The 18,131-nt window shown below is 71.0% G+C and carries 19 protein-coding genes; 12 read left to right on the top strand and 7 right to left on the bottom strand.

What is annotated here, in order from left to right:
* Positions 1–6 precede the first annotated feature (6 nt).
* The gene (gene mqnP, locus P2424_RS27745; RefSeq protein ID WP_276478407.1) at positions 7–927 is read left to right on the top strand and encodes a menaquinone biosynthesis prenyltransferase MqnP; all 921 of its coding nucleotides are present in this window, start codon (positions 7–9) and stop codon (positions 925–927) included.
* A 44-nt stretch (positions 928–971) separates the two neighbouring features.
* Complete coding sequence (locus P2424_RS27740; RefSeq protein WP_276478406.1) at positions 972–1,553, top strand: Uma2 family endonuclease; 582 nt, start codon at positions 972–974, stop codon at positions 1,551–1,553.
* A 28-nt stretch (positions 1,554–1,581) separates the two neighbouring features.
* On the opposite strand, the gene P2424_RS27735 is transcribed toward P2424_RS27740, so the two are convergent.
* Both P2424_RS27735 and P2424_RS27730 read right to left on the bottom strand, forming a co-directional pair.
* Complete coding sequence (locus P2424_RS27735) at positions 1,582–2,187, bottom strand: rhomboid family intramembrane serine protease (RefSeq protein ID WP_276478405.1); 606 nt, start codon at positions 2,185–2,187, stop codon at positions 1,582–1,584.
* A 151-nt stretch (positions 2,188–2,338) separates the two neighbouring features.
* A complete protein-coding gene (locus tag P2424_RS27730) occupies positions 2,339–3,502 on the bottom strand; it encodes a hypothetical protein (RefSeq protein WP_276478404.1) in 1,164 nt (387 codons plus the stop codon).
* A 75-nt stretch (positions 3,503–3,577) separates the two neighbouring features.
* Here P2424_RS27730 and P2424_RS27725 point away from each other — a divergent pair, with 75 nt between their 5' ends.
* The 6 genes from P2424_RS27725 (at position 3,578) to P2424_RS27700 (ending at position 8,991) form a co-directional block, all read left to right on the top strand.
* Positions 3,578–4,285, top strand: coding sequence for a UbiX family flavin prenyltransferase (locus tag P2424_RS27725; RefSeq protein WP_276479158.1), 708 nt, complete (start codon positions 3,578–3,580; stop codon positions 4,283–4,285).
* Between the two features lie 42 nt (positions 4,286–4,327).
* On the top strand, positions 4,328–4,780 hold the full coding sequence (locus P2424_RS27720; RefSeq protein ID WP_276478403.1) for an Lrp/AsnC family transcriptional regulator: 453 nt from the start codon (positions 4,328–4,330) through the stop codon (positions 4,778–4,780).
* An 82-nt stretch (positions 4,781–4,862) separates the two neighbouring features.
* Entirely contained in the window at positions 4,863–5,858 is a 996-nt protein-coding gene (locus tag P2424_RS27715; protein ID WP_276479157.1) for a hypothetical protein, read from the top strand.
* Positions 5,859–5,990: 132 nt separating this feature from the next.
* Positions 5,991–6,335, top strand: a complete 345-nt coding sequence (locus P2424_RS27710; RefSeq protein ID WP_276478402.1) for a DUF4229 domain-containing protein — start codon at positions 5,991–5,993, stop codon at positions 6,333–6,335.
* Between the two features lie 377 nt (positions 6,336–6,712).
* Positions 6,713–8,110, top strand: coding sequence for a dicarboxylate/amino acid:cation symporter (locus tag P2424_RS27705; RefSeq protein ID WP_276478401.1), 1,398 nt, complete (start codon positions 6,713–6,715; stop codon positions 8,108–8,110).
* Between the two features lie 188 nt (positions 8,111–8,298).
* A complete protein-coding gene (locus P2424_RS27700) occupies positions 8,299–8,991 on the top strand; it encodes a TetR/AcrR family transcriptional regulator (RefSeq protein WP_276479156.1) in 693 nt (230 codons plus the stop codon).
* A gap of 122 nt (positions 8,992–9,113) precedes the next feature.
* Here the strand turns inward: P2424_RS27700 and P2424_RS27695 are convergent, their stop codons facing one another.
* From P2424_RS27695 to P2424_RS27675, 5 genes are all read right to left on the bottom strand, one after another.
* The gene (locus P2424_RS27695) at positions 9,114–10,253 is read right to left on the bottom strand and encodes a methyltransferase domain-containing protein (RefSeq protein WP_276478400.1); all 1,140 of its coding nucleotides are present in this window, start codon (positions 10,251–10,253) and stop codon (positions 9,114–9,116) included.
* Between the two features lie 147 nt (positions 10,254–10,400).
* Positions 10,401–11,798, bottom strand: a complete 1,398-nt coding sequence (locus P2424_RS27690) for an IS30 family transposase (protein WP_276476414.1) — start codon at positions 11,796–11,798, stop codon at positions 10,401–10,403.
* 32 nt (positions 11,799–11,830) lie between these two features.
* Positions 11,831–12,589: a radical SAM/SPASM domain-containing protein gene (locus P2424_RS27685; protein ID WP_276478399.1), complete on the bottom strand. Its 759-nt coding sequence runs from the start codon at positions 12,587–12,589 to the stop codon at positions 11,831–11,833.
* A gap of 175 nt (positions 12,590–12,764) precedes the next feature.
* Positions 12,765–12,887: a hypothetical protein gene (locus P2424_RS27680; protein ID WP_276478398.1), complete on the bottom strand. Its 123-nt coding sequence runs from the start codon at positions 12,885–12,887 to the stop codon at positions 12,765–12,767.
* 223 nt (positions 12,888–13,110) lie between these two features.
* Positions 13,111–13,335, bottom strand: a complete 225-nt coding sequence (locus P2424_RS27675) for a hypothetical protein (RefSeq protein WP_276478397.1) — start codon at positions 13,333–13,335, stop codon at positions 13,111–13,113.
* A gap of 271 nt (positions 13,336–13,606) precedes the next feature.
* On the opposite strand from P2424_RS27675, the gene P2424_RS27670 reads away from it, so the two are divergent.
* The 4 genes from P2424_RS27670 to P2424_RS27655 all read left to right on the top strand — a co-directional run bounded on the left by P2424_RS27670 (position 13,607) and on the right by P2424_RS27655 (position 18,096).
* A complete protein-coding gene (locus P2424_RS27670; protein ID WP_027761118.1) occupies positions 13,607–14,494 on the top strand; it encodes a helix-turn-helix transcriptional regulator in 888 nt (295 codons plus the stop codon).
* The gene (locus P2424_RS27665; protein ID WP_078534595.1) at positions 14,481–14,678 is read left to right on the top strand and encodes a DUF397 domain-containing protein; all 198 of its coding nucleotides are present in this window, start codon (positions 14,481–14,483) and stop codon (positions 14,676–14,678) included. Before P2424_RS27670 ends, P2424_RS27665 begins: the two co-directional genes overlap by 14 nt.
* A gap of 323 nt (positions 14,679–15,001) precedes the next feature.
* Positions 15,002–16,885: an AMP-dependent synthetase/ligase gene (locus tag P2424_RS27660; RefSeq protein WP_276478396.1), complete on the top strand. Its 1,884-nt coding sequence runs from the start codon at positions 15,002–15,004 to the stop codon at positions 16,883–16,885.
* 113 nt (positions 16,886–16,998) lie between these two features.
* Positions 16,999–18,096 (top strand): hypothetical protein, encoded by a 1,098-nt coding sequence (locus P2424_RS27655; RefSeq protein WP_276478395.1) that lies wholly within the window; start codon positions 16,999–17,001, stop codon positions 18,094–18,096.
* Positions 18,097–18,131: the final 35 nt, after the last annotated feature.

Raw genomic sequence — 18,131 nt, 5'->3', positions numbered from 1 at the left:
GAAGCTGTGAGCAGCACCGCTGAGGGCGTACTCGGACCGGGACCGGGGGCCGACGTCGGCCGCGTACGGGCCTTCCTCCGGCTCGTCGTCATCGAGCACTCGGTCTTCGCACTGCCGTTCGCCTATATCGCCGCGCTCTCCGCGATGTTCCGCGAGAGCCGCAGCATCCACTGGTGGCAACTGTTCCTGGTGACCGTCGCCATGGTGGGGATGCGGACGTTCGCGATGGCGGCCAACCGGATCATCGACCGCGAGATCGACGCCCGCAACCCGCGCACCGCGGGCCGGGAACTGGTCACCGGCGCGGTCTCGGTCCGGACGGCCTGGACGGGCGCCGTCGTGGCGCTCGCGGTCTTCCTGGGCGCGGCAGCCCTGCTGAACCCGCTGTGCCTGGCCCTGGCCCCGCTCGCCGTGCTGCCGATGGTGGTCTACCCGTACGGGAAGCGCTTCACCGACTACCCGCACGCCATCCTCGGGATCGCCCAGGCCATCGGGCCCATCGGCGCGTGGATCGCGGTCACCGGCGCCTGGTCGTGGGACGCCGCGGTGCTCGGGCTGGCCGTGGGCATCTGGATCGGGGGCTTCGACCTGATCTACGCCTGCCAGGACGTGACGGCCGACCGCGCCAACGGCGTGCGGTCCGTGCCGGCGCGGTTCGGCACCGCGGCCGCGCTGCACGCCACCCGCGCCGCACACCTGGTCACGGTCGGCCTGCTGGTCGCCTTCGGGCTGCTCACCCACGCGGGCGTGTTCTTCTGGCTGGGCCTGGTGATCGTCGCGGGTGCCTTCGTCTACGAGCACACCCTCGTGCGCCCCCGCGACCTCTCCCGCCTCAACCGCGCCTTCTTCCAGGTCAACAGTTTCATCGGGATCGCCCTGTTCGGGTGTGCTCTGCTGGATCTGGCGGTGCGCGGGCTGGGTCTCTGACTAGCCTGCCCCTCTACCATCGGGAGCAGGGAAGGGAGAGCGCCGTGCCGATCTCGGAGACCGACCGCCTGCACTCGCAGCTCAGCCGGCTGGAGGACCAGTTCCCTGGCTTCCGGACGGAGATTGTGGGGGGCACCATCATGATGAGTCCGGTCAGGCCGTTCCACGGCAGGACGATCCGACTTCTGGAGAACACGTTCGAGGCGCAGCTCGGAACGGAGTGGGCCTGCATCTCGGACGTCACCTTCGTCTTCTCCGACGCCGACGAGCTCTGCCCCGACATCGCGCTGGTCCCGCGGGCGGAGGCGGACCGCAACCTCAGCGCGTACCCGCCGGACCTGATCGAGCTGGCCGTGGAGGTCGTCTCGCCCAGCAGCGTCCGGCACGACTACGTGGTCAAGGACAGGCTGTACGCGCAGCGCGGGATCGCCCGGTACCTGATCTTCGATCCGTACCGCGCCGAGTGCACCACCCTGTGGCACCCGGGCCCGGACGGCTACCGGGGCCGGGACGTGATCCCGTACGGCAAGCCCGTCGAGCTGGCCCTGGAGATCGGCGAGGTGCGGATCGAGACGGACGAGCTGCCCGTCGACCGGGAGACCCGCACCCAGCACCCCGGCGACTGACGCGTCCTCCCCGTTCCCGGGCGGGGGCTCAGTGCCAGGCCGGTTTGGGCTCGCCCAGGGCGCGGGGCTGGGCGGTGAGGCGGGCGGCGAGGACGCCGCCGATCAGGCCGAAGAGGTGGCCCTGCCAGGAGATGCCGGAGTCGGTGGGCAGCACGCCCCACAGCAGGGAGCCGTAGAAGACGGCGACGACCGTGCCCAGCGCCACGTCGGTGATGCGGCGGTCCACGAAGCCGCGGGCCACCAGATAGCCGAAGAGGCCGAAGATCAGCCCGGAGGCGCCCGCGGTGTTGCTGCCCGCCGGGGCGATCAGCCAGACGCCCAGACCGCTCACCACGACGATGATCGCGGCGACGGCGAGGAAGCGCCCCACCCCGCGCAGTGCCGCCAGGAAGCCCAGCACCAGCAGCGGCAGCGTGTTGGCCATCAGGTGCTCGAACCCGAAGTGCATGAAGGCGCTGGGGACGACGTCCACCAGCTCCCCGACCCGCCGCGGCTCGATCCCGAAGGAGTCCAGCGCGTTGCCCGACGCCTGGTCCGCGGCCTCCAGCACCCACAGCAGCGCCACCCAGGCGACGATCAGCTTGCCGGCCGCCATCGCTCTGGCGCCGCCGGAGCCGTCCGAGCCCTTCGCCATGCCCGCCTCCTTCACGAGGAGCGTCCCCCGCACAACCTCGTCCGTGTCCCGTCACGCTGTACAACGGCCCACGGCGTGTCAGCGGTTCCCGACCCGCCGTCCCGTCCGGCCCGGGACGGTCCCGGCCCCGTTCCCGGCTTCCAGGATGGCCTCAGATGCCGCCCGTGCCCAGGGCGCCGTACATCACGGCGGCCAGCAGGTCCTGCGGCTCCAGCTCACGCACCCCGTCCGGGGCCCGCACGGTGACGGCGTCGCCGCTGCCGAAGTCCATCCGCAGCGGGAGGTGCACCTCGCGCGCCTGCTTCCCGCCGAGGAACTGCTCCAGGTCGAGCGTGAGCCCGGTCAGCTGGCCGCGCCGGATCTGCAGATCGGCGCTGACCGTCTTGTCCGGCACCTTCTGCGGGTCGAGCCGGGCGCCCAGCGCCGCCAGCGCCCGCGACAGGTCCGGGGCCGCCCGGCGCGCGGGCATGGAGACCGTCACATGCTCGGCACCGCCGTACTCGCCCGCCTTCCGGAACCGGGCGTGCTCGCCCAGGGTCTTCTCCAGACCGCGCAGGAACTCGCGCTCGGACTCGCCGTTGAGGGCACGCCCGGCGGCCGTCGCACGGCCCAGCCGCTTGCTGGTCTCGTCGGTCTGCCGGGAGTCCGGCGTGCCGTGCCGCTCCGCCTCGCCCCGCTTCCCGTCCCGGCGCTCGTCGCGCCTCTCCTCCGCGGTGATCTCCTGCGCGGCGCGCGCGAAGTCGTCGAAGGACTCCGGGTCGACCTCCACCCACTTGCCCTTGAGCGCGTCCTTGGCCGAACCCAGCGTCCTGGGCAGGTCCTTCGCCAGCGAGACGATCCGGCGGGCCCGGTGCCGGTCCTGCTCGGAGCCGCCGGTCTGCGCCACCAGGGAGGGCAGGTTCATCCGGACGTAGAGCTTCTCCTCCACCGACTTGGCTGCCAGCACGTCCTTGCCGCCGAAGTTGACGGCCGCCGCGAAGCGCAGCCGTTCGGAGCGGCTCAGCTCCTTGAGCGGGGTCTCCTCGCGGTCCGAGCCGACCGCGAAGGTGAGTTCGCCGCGGGTCAGCAACCGGGCCGGGCGCCGGAGCGAGCCCTTGCCGCCCGCGGCCCGCAGGAACTTCTCGGCGTCCGCGCGGCTGCCGCCCACCGACACCAGCACCGAGGCGGCGGGCTGCTCGCCCAGCTTCTCGAAGGCGTGCTTGACCTTGAGCCCTGTGGTCACCTTCTCGGCCAACGAGCAGCCGGCGACGGCGACGGCCAGTACGGACGCGCAGAGTGCTGCCGCTGTGGTGTGGCTTGGACGGGAGACACGCATGACGCAGAGCGTACGCGTCCTCGCGTCCCCGCCGGAGCCCGCGAGCCGGGACGTAGGGTCGGGGACGTGAGTGACATGGCACGGGTCCCCTGGGTGGTGGGTGTCTCCGGGGCGTCCGGAACGCCCTACGCGGCGGCGGTCGTCCGGGCGCTGCTGGAGGCGGGCGAGGACGTCGACCTCGTCGTCAGCCGCGCCTCCCGGTTGACGATCCTCGACGAGACGGGGCACCCCTTCCGCGACGCCCATGCGCAGGAGGACCTGCGCCGCTGGCTGGCCCGGGGCGCCGACGGCAGCCCGGACGCGTTCGCGACGGACCCCGGCCGGGTGCGGCACTGGCCCCCGGGCGACCTGGCAGCCGGGCCCTCGTCCGGTTCGTACCCGGTGCGGGGCATGCTGGTGGTGCCGGCGAGCACCGCGTGTGTCGCGGGGGTGGCGCTGGGGCTCTCCAAGGACCTGCTGCAGCGTGCGGCCAGTGTGACGCTCAAGGAGCGCCGCCCGCTGGTCGTCGCCGTACGGGAGACGCCGCTGAACGGCCCGACACTGCGCCATCTGGTGACGCTGGACGAGGCGGGCGCTGTGGTGCTGCCCGCGTCCCCGGCCTTCTACGCGGGGGCCCGGCACATCCAGGACCTCGTCGACTTCGTCGCGGGGCGGGTGCTGGACGCGGCCGGGGTGGAGCACAAGCTCTACCGCCGCTGGGAGGGGCATCTGGGGAGCGGGGCGGACGGAAGCGACCGGGATGCGGGAGGCACCGGCCCGGGCGGTACGGGCCCGATGCCTTAGATTCGTTCCCCGGACTACTACATACAGGAGGCAGCGGCATCCATGGACGCGGTGGACAGGCAGCTCATCCAGGCGCTGCGGGAGAACGGCAGAGCCTCCTACGCCGAACTGGGGCGGCTGGTGGGTCTGTCGGGGCCGAGTGTCACCGACCGGATCAACCGGCTGGAGGCCGCCGGGGTGATCACCGGGTACCGCGCGACGGTCGACGCCTCCTCCCTCGGGCTGGGTGTGACCGCGCTGATCGGTATCCAGCTCTCCGACGCCACCGACCACGAGGAGGTGGCCACCCGGCTGCGGGACCTGCAGGAGGTGGAGGACTGCTGGTTCATCGCGGGCGACGACTCCTACATGCTCAAGGTGCGAGCCGGTGACGTGGACGACCTGGAACGCACCATCCGCCGGTTGTCGGGCACCAAGGGCGTCTCGCGGACGCGGACGACGATCGTGCTGTCGACCAAGTGGGAGAACCGGGTCGGTGAGCTGCCCGAGGAGTAGCGGCAAACGGGCCCTGGCGTAGTGTCGGGCGGACGCGCGAATCATGACGGACACGGACCGAGGCGGGCAGGTGGCGCGAGGAATGGACGCGGCGGACATCGAGCGGAAGGTCCGCTCCGGGGAGCGGTTGGGCCGGGCGGACGGCATCGCCCTGTACGACTGCGCCGACCTGGCCTGGCTCGGCGGCCTCGCGCACCAGGTGCGGACGCGGCACAGCGGCGACACCGCCCGGTTCGTCGTCCACCGGTCGCTGGAGCTGACGGCGGACACCGGCGAGGCGGTCGGCCGGGCCACCCGGTGGGCCGCCGAGGGCGTCACCGAGCTGCGGCTGACCCCCGGCGGGACCGGCTGGAGCGGCCTCCCGGAGGCGGTGCGCGCCCTGCGGGACGCGCTGCCGGCCGAGGTGGCGCTGACCGCGTGCACCGTCGCCGACATCGCCGGCTTCGGGGCCGAGCACGCGGATGGTGCCTCCGGGGTGCTGGACGCGCTCGCCGAGGCCGGTTCGGACGGGTTGTGCGCCGAGGGCCCGGTGGAGACCGCCGCCGAGGCGGAGCTGTCGTGGGAGGAGCGGGCCCGGGTGCTGCGGCTCGCGCACGGCAAGGGGCTCGCTGCTCCGTGCACGATGCGCTACGGGTCGGTCGCGGGGGCCGCCGAGCGCGCGGACTTCGTCGACCGGCTGCTGCGGCTGCGTGAACTGCAGGACGAGACCGGCGGCTGCCAGGTCTTCCTGCCGCTGCGCCGGGACGTGCCGCAGAGCGCGACCGGCGCGGAGATCCTCACGACGTTCGCGGTCTCCCGGCTGCTGCTGGACAACGTGCCGCACCTGGCGGTGGACTGGGCGCTGCACAGCGTGCAGACGGCGCAGCTGGCGCTCCAGCACGGTGCGGACGAGATGGCCGGCCAGGTGGTGGACGCCGAGCAGGCGCAGGGCGACGCGCTCACCCGCGAGGACCTGCTGGACCTGATCACCGACACGGGGTTCCGGCCTGTCCAGCGCGACGCGCGCCACGGGGAGCTGCGCGGTTTCCCGGGCCCGGACCCGCAGCGGCGGGAGACGCCGCAGCCCATGCGGGTGTGAGACGCGCCCTGACGGCGCGGACGTCGCCCGGGCGGCCGAGGGGGCCCGTCTCCGGGGGTGACGAAGATCGCCTCGTGGCCTGTGCTTGACTGGTGAGGAACCGCGAATCGCCCGAAAGCATGGAGAACCCACGTGAGCAGCAGCACTTCGCACGCGACGCTCCGCTACACCACCATGCGGCTCGGCATCTTCGTCGGCTGCCTGGTCGTCGTGGGACTGCTGACGCACTTCGGCGTCATCCCCTCCGGAATCGGCGACTCGAACCCGATCTGGGTGGTGCTCCTGGCACTCATCGTCTCCGCGCCGCTCAGCTATGTGCTGCTGCGCAATCAGCGGGCCGCGATGTCCGAGCAGGTCGTCCACGGCGTGAGCCGGGCGAAGGAGCGGTTGGCGGCCAACCAGAGCCAGGAGGACGAGCCGCAGGCGACGCCGTCGCAGGCGTCGTCGCAGGCCGAGCCGGGGGCGGGCTCGGCGTGACGGGCCGCGCCCTGTAACCCTCCTCACATCGCTGTCGGCGCCCCACCGGGAATGAGCTTTCCCCGGTGGGGCGTTGAGCTTTTCCGTACTCGCCCCCCAAAGCGATGCTTTGGGCAAGCCAAAGACGGAGTGTTAGCGTGACGGCCATGACGAACGCAGCCACCACTTCCGACGCGCTCCTGGGCCGCCCCGGCCCGGCGCTCGTGGCGCGGCTGCATGTCGATCTCTGCCGCTGCATGTCGGCGACCTGTCGCTGACAGCGCGGCCGGACCATACTCCGGCGCGACCGCACAGTCCCGCGACCGCATCGCCCTGCGCACCTCCGCGCGCGATGCCCCTTCCAAGAGTCCGCTTCCTGACGCCCCCGGAGTCTGTCCGTGACCTCGTCGTCCCCGTCGTCCCCCTCGTCGTCTTCGTCGTCCCCCTCGTCGGCGTCCGCCGCCGACGCCACCCCACCCGAACGCACCGCGCGCATACCCAAGGTGCCGTTCTGGGCGCAGATCCTGCTCGGCCTCGTCCTCGGCGTGGTCCTGGGGTGGGCCGCCCGCAACTGGGACGTGGCCTGGCTCGGCACCACCCTCACCAAAATCGGTGAGATCTTCGTCCAGCTGCTGAAGCTGGCCGTCGCGCCGCTGGTCTTCTTCGCGATCACCATCTCGATCACCAACCTGCGCAACGTGCACAACGCGGCGCGGCTGGCCACCCGCACCCTGCTCTGGTTCATGGCGACCTCGCTGATCGCCGTGGCGATCGGGCTGGCCATCGGCCTGGTCACCAACCCGGGCTCCGGTACCGGCCTCTCGGCCGCGGACGCCGCCAAGCCGGACACCCAGGGCTCCTGGCTGGACTTCCTCACCGGGATCATCCCGACCGACGTGATCACGCCGTTCACCGAACTGAAGGTGCTCCAGATCGTCTTCATGGCGATCGTCGTCGGTATCGCCGCGCTCAAGCTCGGCGAGAAGGCCGAACCCATCCTCACCCTCGGCGAGTCCGTACTGGCGCTGCTCCAGAAGGCGCTGTGGTGGATCATCCGGCTGGCCCCGATCGGCACCATCGGCCTGATCGGTACCGCCATCAGGGACTACGGCTGGGACCTGATCGGCAGCTACGCGACCTTCACCGCGGACATCTACATCGGCTGCGCACTGGTGCTCTTCGGCGTCTACCCGCTGCTGCTCTCCACCGTCGCCAAGGTCAACCCGCTGCAGTTCTTCCGGGGCGCCTGGCCCGCCATCCAGCTCGCGTTCGTCTCCCGCTCCTCGGTCGGCACCATGCCGCTCACCCAGAAGGTGACCGAGCGGCTCGGGGTGCCCAAGGAGTACGCGTCCTTCGCGGTGCCGTTCGGCTCGACGACCAAGATGGACGGCTGCGCCTCCATCTACCCGGCCATCGCGGCGATCTTCGTGGGCGAGTTCTTCCACGTCGACATGGGCATCAAGGAGTACCTGCTGATCGTCTTCGTCTCGGTCATCGGTTCGGCCGCCACCGCGGGCCTCACCGGTGCGACCGTGATGCTGACCCTCACCCTCTCCACCCTCGGCCTCCCGCTGGAGGGCGTCGGGCTGCTGCTGGCCATCGACCCGATCCTGGACATGATGCGCACGGCGACCAACGTCGCGGGCCAGGCCGTCATCCCGGTCCTGGTCTCGGCCCGGGAGAGGATCCTGGACCGGGAGGCGTTCGCCGCGGCGCGCAGCTTCTCGATCGAGGAGGCCGACAGCGGCGCCGAGGCCCGGGTGCCGGGTCAGCGGGAACCGGCCACCGCGAGCTGACCTGAACTCTTCCCCGCGTTCGCCCTCCTTCCGCGCGCCCCCGGCTCCGCCGCCGGGGGCGCGTAGGCTTGCCGCAAGCCGGAGTTGACGGGGGAACGTGCGCGCTGTCGGGGTGGCGTCGCCGGACCGGCGAGGGGGGTCACGGGGCATACGGGGTGAAGGGATGGAAGCGCGTGGGGCAGAAGCGCATGCCGCGCGAGGTGCGGGAGAGGCAGATGCTGGACGCCGCGGTCGCGGCGTTCGCGCGGCACGGATACCAGGCCGCCTCCATGGACGACATCGCCGAGGCGGCCGGCGTCTCCAAGCCGCTGGTCTACCTGTACCTCAAGTCCAAGGAAGAGCTGTTCACGGCCTGCATCCGGCGCGAGGTCGGCGCGCTCGTGGCAGCCGTACGGGAAGGCACCCGACAGCGCGGGCTCTCCGCCGACCAGCAACTGTGGAACGGCCTCACGGCGTTCTTCACGCACACCGCGGCGCGCCCGGACGGGGTCGCCGTGCTCTACCGGGCCCGCACCCAGGGTGAGCCCTTCTCCCGCGAGGTCGACGCCATGCGGATCGAGGTCGTCGTGATCGTCACGGCACTGCTGGGGCAGGCGGCGCGGGACGCGGGCTGCGCCGGGAAGCTGGCCGAACGGGAGGTCTCCGGACTGGCCCACGCGCTGGTGGGCGCCGCCGAGTCGCTCGCCGAGTGGGCCGACTCGCGCAGCCGGACGGGCCTGACCGGCGCCGAACCGCCGCCGGACGCCCCCTCGGCGAACGAGACCGCGGCGACGCTGATGAACTTCTGCTGGGCCGGGCTGGAGAACCTGATGCGGGGCGCCCGGTGGGTGCCCGGCGTCGGCTCCGGTTCCGCGGTGGCCGGAGGCCCGCACGGCCCGTGAGGCGCGCCGTGCCGAGGGCCGGTCGACAACGCGGTCGAGCTGCTGTATCCGGTCCTCCGTGGTGAGCAGTCGGAACCGGCCTCGACCCCGGCAGCTGCCGGTGGCGCTGAGTGCTCACCCTGTCAGGTCAGTTTGACGTGCCACTTCCCGCGGGCGAGGAGCGTCGTCCCGTCCGGCCGGATGAACGCCCGGGCGCCGCGCACGGGCAGTTCGCCGTGTGTGAGCCAGTAGGCGCGGCACTCTTCGAGCGCGTCCCACAGGCGGCGGGGCCCGCCTTGGTGCACGGTGGGCCGGTCGGCGCCGAGGGCGGACGCCCGGGCCCAGGAACCGTCCGCGTGCGCCATCAGGGCGGTTCGCAGTTCGCCCTCCTGGTGGAACTCGTGCTGGATTCCGGGAGTGGTGAGGCTGAGCATGGAGTCGAGGTCCCACGCGTTGGCCACGTCGACGACCGGGTACGGTCCGCGGGTCACCTCGTCGCCGTCGTGCTCGGCGGCCTTGTCGAGCAGGGCGCGTACGTCGTCGGGGTGGTGGGCGCCGTGGCGGGCCCGCATGAAGCTGGCGCGGTCCCACTCGACGCGGCCGGTGGCTCCTCCGTCGTCATCCTTCTCCGCGGTGACGATCAGGGAGGTACCGGTGAGAGTGCTGACGAGCCGTCCGCCGGTGCAGAGCGCGCGCAGCCACGATGCGGGGACCGGGCGCACGCTCACCGTGGCGACCAGCCGATCGGCTGAACTGTCCTCGACGGGCAGGCGGCCGGTGGCGTCCGTGTCGAGGACTGTCGGGGCGAGGCCGAGGCGAGCCAGGCGATCCCGTGCAGCCTCCACGAGATACGGGTCGACGTCGACGCTTGTCACCTGGTCGGGGGCCAGGCGGCGGGCCAGGAGCGCGGTTCCGTAGCCGCTGCCGGTCCCCACGTCGAGCACGCTGTCGCTGTCGTCGATACGGGCGAGTTCGTACATGCGCACCAGCAGCGAGGGCAGGGTGGCCGAGGAGGTGGGCGCGCCCTGCGGCCGGTCGCCGGGGGCGGCGCGGTCGGCGTGCCTGCCGGCCACGCTGGTCACGAGCGACGCATCCCGGTATGCCTCATTCAGCCAGGCGTCCGGCTCGGCGGACCCGTCCTGGAGCGTCCACCCCTCGGGGTCGCGTTTCCACCACCGGGGGACGAACTCGTGCCGGGGCAGGTCGGCGATGTGCACGGCCCACGGAGAGGTGCGGTGGGCGGCCCGGTCCGCGAGCGTAGCGGCGTGCTCCTGCCACCTCATGAGGCCACCTCCAGCACTGGGGCCGGGGCGAGGCCGTAGGCCGGCGGGCACGCCTCGGTGTTGGCCGGGTCGCAGTCGCTGGAATCGTCCGGCGGGCATCCGCCCGTCGGCTGAGGCAGGGGGACTGCGGCGGTCAACTGGACGGATTCAATCGGTCGTCGCAACGTTGACTGGTGGGAGCGATCGTAGCTGCTTGGTAAACACTTCAGCCGGGGTTCGCCACCCGAGGGTCTTCCGGGGTCGGTTGTTGAAGACGGCCGCGACGGCCTGGAGTTCTTCGCTGTTCCAGCGGGACAAGTCGGTGCCCTTGGGGAAGTACTGACGCAGCAGGCCGTTGGTGTTCTCGTTGGTCCCGCGTTGCCAGGGGCTGTGTGGGTCGGCGAAGTAGACAGGGATGCCGGTCTCGACCGTGAAGGCGGCGTGCGCGGACAACTCCTTTCCGCGGTCCCAGGTGAGGGACCGCAGGAGCTGCTCAGGCAGCGTGGTCATCGTCCTGGCCAAGGCATCCTTCATCGTGATGGCGCCGTATCCGGCCAGGGCAGGGCCGTTCTTCGTGCGCGGGATCACGCCGTAGCCCTCCTCGCGCGGCAGGTGGACCAGCATGGTGAACCTGGTGGTGCGCTCGACGAGGGTTCCGATTGCCGAGCGTTTCAGCCCGATGATGAGGTCGCCCTCCCAGTGCCCGGGAACGGCGCGGTCCTCGGCCTCGGCGGGACGCTCGCTGAGGAGGACCTTGTCGGTGACGTGGGCCCACGCCTTCTGCCGGCCGCGAGCCCGGGGAACACGCAGCGCCCGTCCGGTGCGCAGACAGGCCACCAGCTCGCGTTTCAGCGCGCCACGTCCCTCGACGTAGAGCGCCTGGTAGATCGCCTCGTGGCTGATGCGCATGTCCTCGTCGTTGGGGAACTCGATGGGTAGGCGTCGCGCTATCTGCTCCGGGCTCCATGCTGTCACCCAGCCTCTGTCCCCGCGGTGCGGTTTGTTGCGCCCCTTCCAGGCCGGGCCCTCGGGGCCGACACGGTTGCCTCCGGCGTCGGTGACGTCCCCTGACAGACGGGCCTGGACATAGACTCGCAGTCTTGGATTGTCCACGAGCTTGGCTGTCTTCGGGCGCCGGGCCCGGCGTTCAGCGTGCCACTGCGCGGTCGAGGCCCGGTAGTCCAGCGTGTAGGTCCGAGTGGAGGCATTGCGCCGTAGCTCACGGGAGACAGTCGACGGCGCCCGTCCGAGCCTGCGGGCGGTCTCGCGGACGCCGGCGCCCTGGGCATGCCAGACAGCGATGTCCTCCCGTTCTCGAAACGACAGGTAGCGCCCGGACACTTCATCAGGAAGACACGGATTCACGCCGCCAGCGTGCCGGAACCAGCGGAACCCCACCGGCCCGGACACCCCCGCAGCACTGCACGCAACCTCGGTCTTGGCACCCCGAGCAATCTCCGTCCAGAACCTGACCCTGTCCTCACGCCAGGCCACCGACGGCCTGCCCGGCGACGGCATCAACCCCCGGTACGCACGAACCTGCTTGTGCCGTTCCACAGCACCCATCGCTCCACCTTCCGATCAAGGTGTTGCGACGATCAGTTGAATCCGTCCTGTGCCCATCGGTCGCTGTGCAGGATGTCGGCGAGCCGCTGCTCGCGGACGTTGCCGGCGACCATGAAGCGGGACAGGATGCAGCCGGATACCGCGCCGTCGGGGGAGACGCTGACGCGCTGGCGGAAGCATCGTCCGCACAGCTCGTCGGCGGTCGGCTCGGTCGCGGCGTGCTCAGCGGCGCGGCCCACCTTCCGAGCCCGGTCGATCCGAATGCGCTGGATGCCCATGCGACGCAGTTCGGCGGCGGCCTGGTGGACGCGCTGCCCGTCGATGACCTCGACGATGCCGGCGCGCATCGGGATACCCCGCTGTACGGCCTCGCCGATGTTGGCGCGGACGCGGTCGAGACCGCCGCGGGTCTGCGTGATCCTGTCGTGCTCGGCGCTGTCATCGGTGTAGTAGGACGTGGCCAGACACACCCCTTCGCGCTCGAACTGCCGCCACAGGGAGGGGCGGACGTGCGTGAGGTTCGAGTACACCTCGACACCGAGCCCGGCGTCGAGAGCCTGGCCGATGAACTGCGGCAGGTATGGCGCGAGCGTCGGTTCGCCCCCGATGAACTGCACCATCGGGATACCCAACTCGGCCACGTCCGAGATGGTGCGCTGCCAGTCCTCGCGGCTCATGATGCCCTGCGGGGTCTGGGGACTGCTGCCAGTACAGCAGTGCAGGCACGCGGCGTTGCAGGTGCCGGTGATCTCCAGCTCGACGGATTCGAGGCCGGGAAGTGCTGCGGGCATGTGTGCTCCTCCTCGTCGGGATGTGCGGGTGCGACCCTGATCCGTCGGTCGCCATGGGTGGTGCGCTGTGTGCTCCCGGCCGACGGCGGTGTACGTCAGGAACAGCCGTCGGCCGGGAGCGGCCCGCCGGTGCCGGGGTGTGCCGCGGTGGGCGTCTGTCCGGCGCGGGCGGGAGTCATGAGGTGCTGCTGAGGGCGGCGGCGATGGTGAAGCCGGTGCCGAAGCCGATCGCGAGCAGTAGGAACGGCCCGGCGATTCCGCAGGTGGTCATCACGAGGTGCCGCGTTCTGCGGATCATTCGGCCTGCTCCTCCCGTCTGCGCCAGAGGTGCGCCAACTCGTCGGCGAGGTGCGGCGGAGCCTGACGGGTGACGGCGTACTGACTTGCGTGCGCGAGACACATGCGCAGGCCGTGAGGGGGGGGGCCGGAGCCGCATTCGATGACGGCGACCTGCACGGTTTCGTCCCGGTCGGTCTCGCAGTAGGCGCACCGTCCGGGCTGGACGGTGCGCGTGCCGCGCCTCACGAGCGGGTGCCATGGCGGGGTGCGCGCGGGGTGCCGTTGGCGGTGATACCTGCGTCGTGGCACTCGGCCTGGGTGGCGAGCCGTGCCGCAGCGGGCGGGCAGTTCCATTCGGTGCCGCCGCGCGGGGGCCGCAGTAAGAGGTGGGGCCCGTCCTGCCCCATGACGCGGCCAAGCGAATTCGTACGCCGGTCGATGACGTAAACGCCGATGCGGTAGCTCATGGAGATACCTCTCCGCAGGTTCGTTGCGAGGTCTCGCGGGCAGCCGGAGGACCGATGCCGCACGTAGCCGCAGCCCAAAAGCGCCTGTGCGGCGCGAAGTTGCTGCGGCCGAGCCACAAGGGTGGGTCCCTGAACTGTGAATCTGCAAGACTTCACTGCGGAAATTCAGAAACCGACCCTAAATAGGTGACATGCATTGCGAATGGAGCGCGTTGACGCTTTCATTTGTGGTGTCGGAAGTCCTTCATAATGAGCTCAGGGAGGGTGCGGGATGCCGGAGAGGTCAACAGGCAGCACGGTGCCGCGGCGGCAACTGGGGCGGTACCTCCGCGATCTGAGGAACCAAGCGAGGTTCACCGTGCGCGCCGCCGCACATGAGCTGGAGTGGTCCGAAGCGAAGATGTGGCGGATCGAGACCGGTCAGACGTCACTCCGCAGCCACGACGCGGAGACGATGTGCAAGGTGTACGGCGCCTCGCCCGACATCACCAAAGCGCTCATGGGGCTCGCGAAAGAGACCAAGGCGCGCGGGTGGTGGCACAGCTACGGCGACGTGATCCCGGAGCGCTTCGACATCTTCATCGGTCTGGAGGAAGCCGCCGCCCGCATCGACTGGTATGAGAGCGAACTCGTACCCGGACTCCTGCAGACCGACGACTACGCTCGCATGATCATCAGCACGGACAACCCCGACGATGACGAGGAGGAGATCACCCGCCGTGTGAACCTGCGGATCGCGCGGCAGGCCTTGCTGACACGTCGCTCGGCAGCCCCGACACTGCGCATCGTTCTCAACGAGGCAGTAGTACGGCGCCCCGTAGGCGGGCATCACCAAATGGCGGAGCAGCTCCGCCACCTGTTGCACGCCTCCGAACTGCCGACTGTCACACTCCGGGTAGTCCCGTTCAGTGCGGGTCTGCACCGTGGCGTCATGTCAGGGCAGTTCGGGATTTTGCGGTTCCCTCAGACAGGCGACGGCACCGACACAGAGCCGCCGACTGTCTACGCGGACGGCTTCACAGGAGACCTGTATCTCGACAAGCCCGACGAGGTCGCTCGCTACGACACGGCGTTCGACGACATCTGGAAACGTTCACTCACCGAAGAGGCAACACGGCGCCTCTTGATGGAGGTTGCGGAGCAATATGAACACCACTGACACTTTGGCCTGGCGCAAGTCCAGTTACAGCAACGGGCAAAGCGCATGCGTTGAGCTGGCGCCCACCGCCGATGGCGTAGCCGCTCGTGACAGTAAGTGCACCGGCGGACCGGTTCTCACCTTCGGTGTGGAGCAGTGGGCCACCTTCGTGGCGGGCGTCGCTGACCGCCGGCTCGACCGGTAGGGGCAACAACAGAAGCCCCCCGCCCCGGCGCAGTGCCGGAGCGGGGGGCGTTTCTGTGCCTACGGGTCGAGCATGCTGCGGGCGCGCACAGCTACCTCGGGATGCCCTTCCGTCGTCGTCCGGGGGGACGAGCGTGCCGGACGGCCGGGCGGCACCCTCGGCGAGGACGAGGGCCGGTCCTGTGTGTGTCCGATGAAGGTGGCGCGCGGGCATTCCCTGAACTCCTCCCGCTCCCGTAGATTTACTCCTCGGTAAGGTTACTGCCGCGTCAGGCGCTGGGCGAGGACGGAGCTCTCCGCACATGCGAGGAAGGAGCCGTCACCATGCAACCGGTGCAACTGGTCGAGCCGTACAAGAAGGTGGAGGACGGCAGGGTCCGCGAGGTCTCCGTTCCGCCGCTGGCGCCGCGGGTGACCGCCGGCTCGCTGGCCGACATCCCCTTCACCAACGCCGCCGAGGCCCCCGAGGAGCCCGTGCTCAGCCGCAAGGCCCGGGACGGCACCTGGCAGGACATGACGGCCCGCGAACTCGCCGCCGAGGTACTGGCGATGGCCAAGGGCCTGATCGCGCTGGGCCTGCGGCCGGGCGACCGGCTGGCCATCATGGCCCGCACCACCTACGAGTGGACCCTCACGGACTTCGCCGCCTGGGCGGCGGGCCTGGTCACGGTGCCGGTCTACCCCACTTCCTCGGCGCTCCAGGCGCGGCACATCCTGCAGGACTCGCAGGCGCGGGCCTGCTTCGTGGAGGACGTCGAGCAGACCCGGATGCTCAGCGCCGAGCGCGGCAACCTGCCGGGCCTGGAGCATCTGTGGCAGTTCAGTTCCGGCGCCGTGGGCCATGTGGTGGACGCGGGCCGGGAGCTGCCGGACGAGCTGGTCGCCCAGCGGCGGGCGCAGTTGGGTCCGCAGAGCATCGCGACGTTCATCTACACCTCGGGTACGACGGGCCCGCCCAAGGGCTGCGTGCTCACGCACGGGAATTTCTTCGCCGAGGTCGACAACGCGGTCGAGCTGCTGTACCCGGTCTTCCGCGGTGAGCAGTCCGAACCGGCCTCGACGCTGCTGTTCCTGCCGCTGTCGCACGTGTTCGGCAGGATGGTGGCCATCGGCTGCCTGCGGGCGCGCGTGCGGCTCGGGCACGCGCCGAGTCTGAAGACAGAGGATCTGCTCCCGGATCTGGCGAGCTTCGCGCCGACGTTCCTGCTGGGCATCCCGTACGTGCTGGAGAAGATCTACAACACCGGCCGGGCGACCGCGGAGCGGATGGGCCGGGCCTCCTCGTTCGACCGCGGGGCGCGGATCGCGCAGCGGTACGGGGAGGCCGTCGAGGCGCAGGAGCACGGCTTCGGCGGCGGCCCCGGGTTCGGGCTGCGGGCCGCGCGCGGACTGTACGACACGCTGATCTACCGCCGGATCCGGTCGGCGCTGGGCGGCCGGTGCCGGTACGTCATCTGCGGCGGCTCCCCGCTCGGACACCGGCTCGCGGCGTTCTTCGAGGGCGCGGGCGTCACCGTCTACGAGGGATACGGGCTGACGGAGACGGCCGCGGCGACGACCGCCACACCGCCGCTCAAACCCCGGCTGGGCACGGTGGGCTGGCCGCTGCCGGGCACCGCGCTGCGGATCGCGGACGACGGCGAGGTGCTGATCAAGGGCGACCATGTGTTCGGCGGCTACTGGGAAGCCCGTACCGGGAGCGTGCTCCCGCACCGGGACGCGGAGGGGTGGCTGCCCACCGGCGACCTGGGCGCGCTCGACTCGGAGGGGTATCTGAGCATCACCGGGCGCAAGAAGGACCTCATCATCACTTCGGCGGGCAAGAATCTGGCCCCGGCTCCGCTGGAGGACTGGCTGCGCGCGCATCCGCTGATCAGCCAGTGCCTGGTGATCGGCGACAACCGGCCGTATGTGACGGCGCTGGTGACGCTGGAGCCGGACGGGCTCGCACACTGGTGCCGGATGCACCGCAAGGAGCGGCTGAGCATGGCCGAGCTGGCGGTGGACGGGGACCTGCTGCGCAATCTCCAGCAGGCCGTGGACGAGGCCAACTCGCTGGTCTCACGGGCCGAGTCGATCCGCAGGTTCGTCGTGCTGCCGCACGACTTCACCGAGGAGGAAGGGCATCTGACCCCGTCCATGAAGCTGCGGCGGGCGGCGATCGTGCGGGACTTCGCCACCGAGATCGACACGCTGTACCCGCGCTGAACCGGTATCCCCGAAGTAATGCTTTGGCCAATACGGCGGTACCGTGAACCGAGCGTCGGGCACGAGCACGGTCGGGGGACGGGGTACGCCTCCCTCGCAGGGAGGGACACGGGATGACGACACCCCCGCAGCCGCCGAACCAGCCGCAGGGCGGCGGTGGCTTCGGCCCCCCGTCCGCGGGAGGCTACGGACAACCCCAGGACGGCGGTCCTGCACAGCCGCAGAGCGGCGGCCAAGGGCAGCCCCAGGGCAATGCCTACGGTCAGCCGCAGGGCGGTGCCTACGGGCAGCCGCAGGGCGGTGGCCAAGGGCAGCCCCAGGGCAATGCCTACGGTCAGCCGCAAGGCGGCGGCTACGGGCAGCCGCAGGGCGGCGGTTTCGGCCAGCCCCCCGGCAACCCCGGCAACCCCGGCGGCCCCGGGGCTCCGGGCGGCTTCGGGCAGCCCGGCGGCCAGCCCGGCTTCCCCGCACCCTACGGAAGCCCGCAGCCGCCCCCGCCGAACCGCAGCAACCGCAGCAACAAGGTCGTCGGCATCGTCGTGGCGGCGGTGCTGGTGGTCGCGCTGGCCGTCGCCGGCACGCTGCTGGTGCTCTCGGGCGGTTCCGACGACAAGGACGACGCGGCCGACGACAAGGTGAAGCCCGAGAAGTCCGACTCGGCCTCCGAGGAGCCCACCGACGACTCGTCCTCCCCGGAGCCGACACCGAGCCCGTCGGAGACCACCTACGAGCTGAAGTTCCCCAAGACGCTGGATGACGGCCAGTACCGGCTCAAGAAGGACCTCAGCGACTCGGTCGACCCCGGACAGCCGGGCGAGGAGGCCCACCTAGGCTCCTACGCCAACCCCTCGGGCAGCTCCCGGCTGCTGTACGGAGCGGCCACCGGTGAGGACTACGGCAACCCCGAGATGTCCAAGAACCAGATGATGGACGGCATGGAGTCGGGCTCGGCGATGTCGGTGGCCGTCAAGCGCCGCGACATCACACCCACCGGTGGCGACCCGCTGACCTGCGAGGTACTGGTCAAGTCGCAGGCCGGCCGGAAGCTGACGATCCCCGTCTGCGCCTGGAGCGACCCGGGCACCGCCGCCTACGTCGCCAAGGACGCCGCCGACACCTACGGAGTCGACCCGAAGAAGGTGGACCTGGAGGCGTGGGCGGACCGCGTGAACGACATCCGGGACGAGGTGCGCGTCCCCGCCGACGGCTGACCGTCCCGTCCGGTGCCCGGCCGCTCCACGGCCGG

Origin of the sequence: Streptomyces sp. WMMB303 (assembly GCF_029351045.1) — a bacterium.
Lineage (GTDB): Bacteria > Actinomycetota > Actinomycetes > Streptomycetales > Streptomycetaceae > Streptomyces.
Note: the sequence above shows the minus strand (reverse complement) of the source record. Positions and strands in the feature narration are given on the sequence as shown.

Coding starts and splice junctions, on each gene's coding strand:
- P2424_RS27735 (WP_276478405.1), bottom strand. CDS start 2,187: ATGGCGAAGGGCTCGGACGGCTCCGGCGGCGCCAGAGCGATGGCGGCC.
- P2424_RS27730 (WP_276478404.1), bottom strand. CDS start 3,502: ATGCGTGTCTCCCGTCCAAGCCACACCACAGCGGCAGCACTCTGCGCG.
- P2424_RS27725 (WP_276479158.1), top strand. CDS start 3,578: ATGGCACGGGTCCCCTGGGTGGTGGGTGTCTCCGGGGCGTCCGGAACG.
- P2424_RS27720 (WP_276478403.1), top strand. CDS start 4,328: ATGGACGCGGTGGACAGGCAGCTCATCCAGGCGCTGCGGGAGAACGGC.
- P2424_RS27715 (WP_276479157.1), top strand. CDS start 4,863: ATGGACGCGGCGGACATCGAGCGGAAGGTCCGCTCCGGGGAGCGGTTG.
- P2424_RS27700 (WP_276479156.1), top strand. CDS start 8,299: ATGCCGCGCGAGGTGCGGGAGAGGCAGATGCTGGACGCCGCGGTCGCG.
- P2424_RS27695 (WP_276478400.1), bottom strand. CDS start 10,253: ATGAGGTGGCAGGAGCACGCCGCTACGCTCGCGGACCGGGCCGCCCAC.
- P2424_RS27690 (WP_276476414.1), bottom strand. CDS start 11,798: ATGGGTGCTGTGGAACGGCACAAGCAGGTTCGTGCGTACCGGGGGTTG.
- P2424_RS27685 (WP_276478399.1), bottom strand. CDS start 12,589: ATGCCCGCAGCACTTCCCGGCCTCGAATCCGTCGAGCTGGAGATCACC.
- P2424_RS27680 (WP_276478398.1), bottom strand. CDS start 12,887: ATGATCCGCAGAACGCGGCACCTCGTGATGACCACCTGCGGAATCGCC.
- P2424_RS27675 (WP_276478397.1), bottom strand. CDS start 13,335: ATGAGCTACCGCATCGGCGTTTACGTCATCGACCGGCGTACGAATTCG.
- P2424_RS27670 (WP_027761118.1), top strand. CDS start 13,607: ATGCCGGAGAGGTCAACAGGCAGCACGGTGCCGCGGCGGCAACTGGGG.
- P2424_RS27665 (WP_078534595.1), top strand. CDS start 14,481: ATGAACACCACTGACACTTTGGCCTGGCGCAAGTCCAGTTACAGCAAC.
- P2424_RS27660 (WP_276478396.1), top strand. CDS start 15,002: ATGCAACCGGTGCAACTGGTCGAGCCGTACAAGAAGGTGGAGGACGGC.
- P2424_RS27655 (WP_276478395.1), top strand. CDS start 16,999: ATGACGACACCCCCGCAGCCGCCGAACCAGCCGCAGGGCGGCGGTGGC.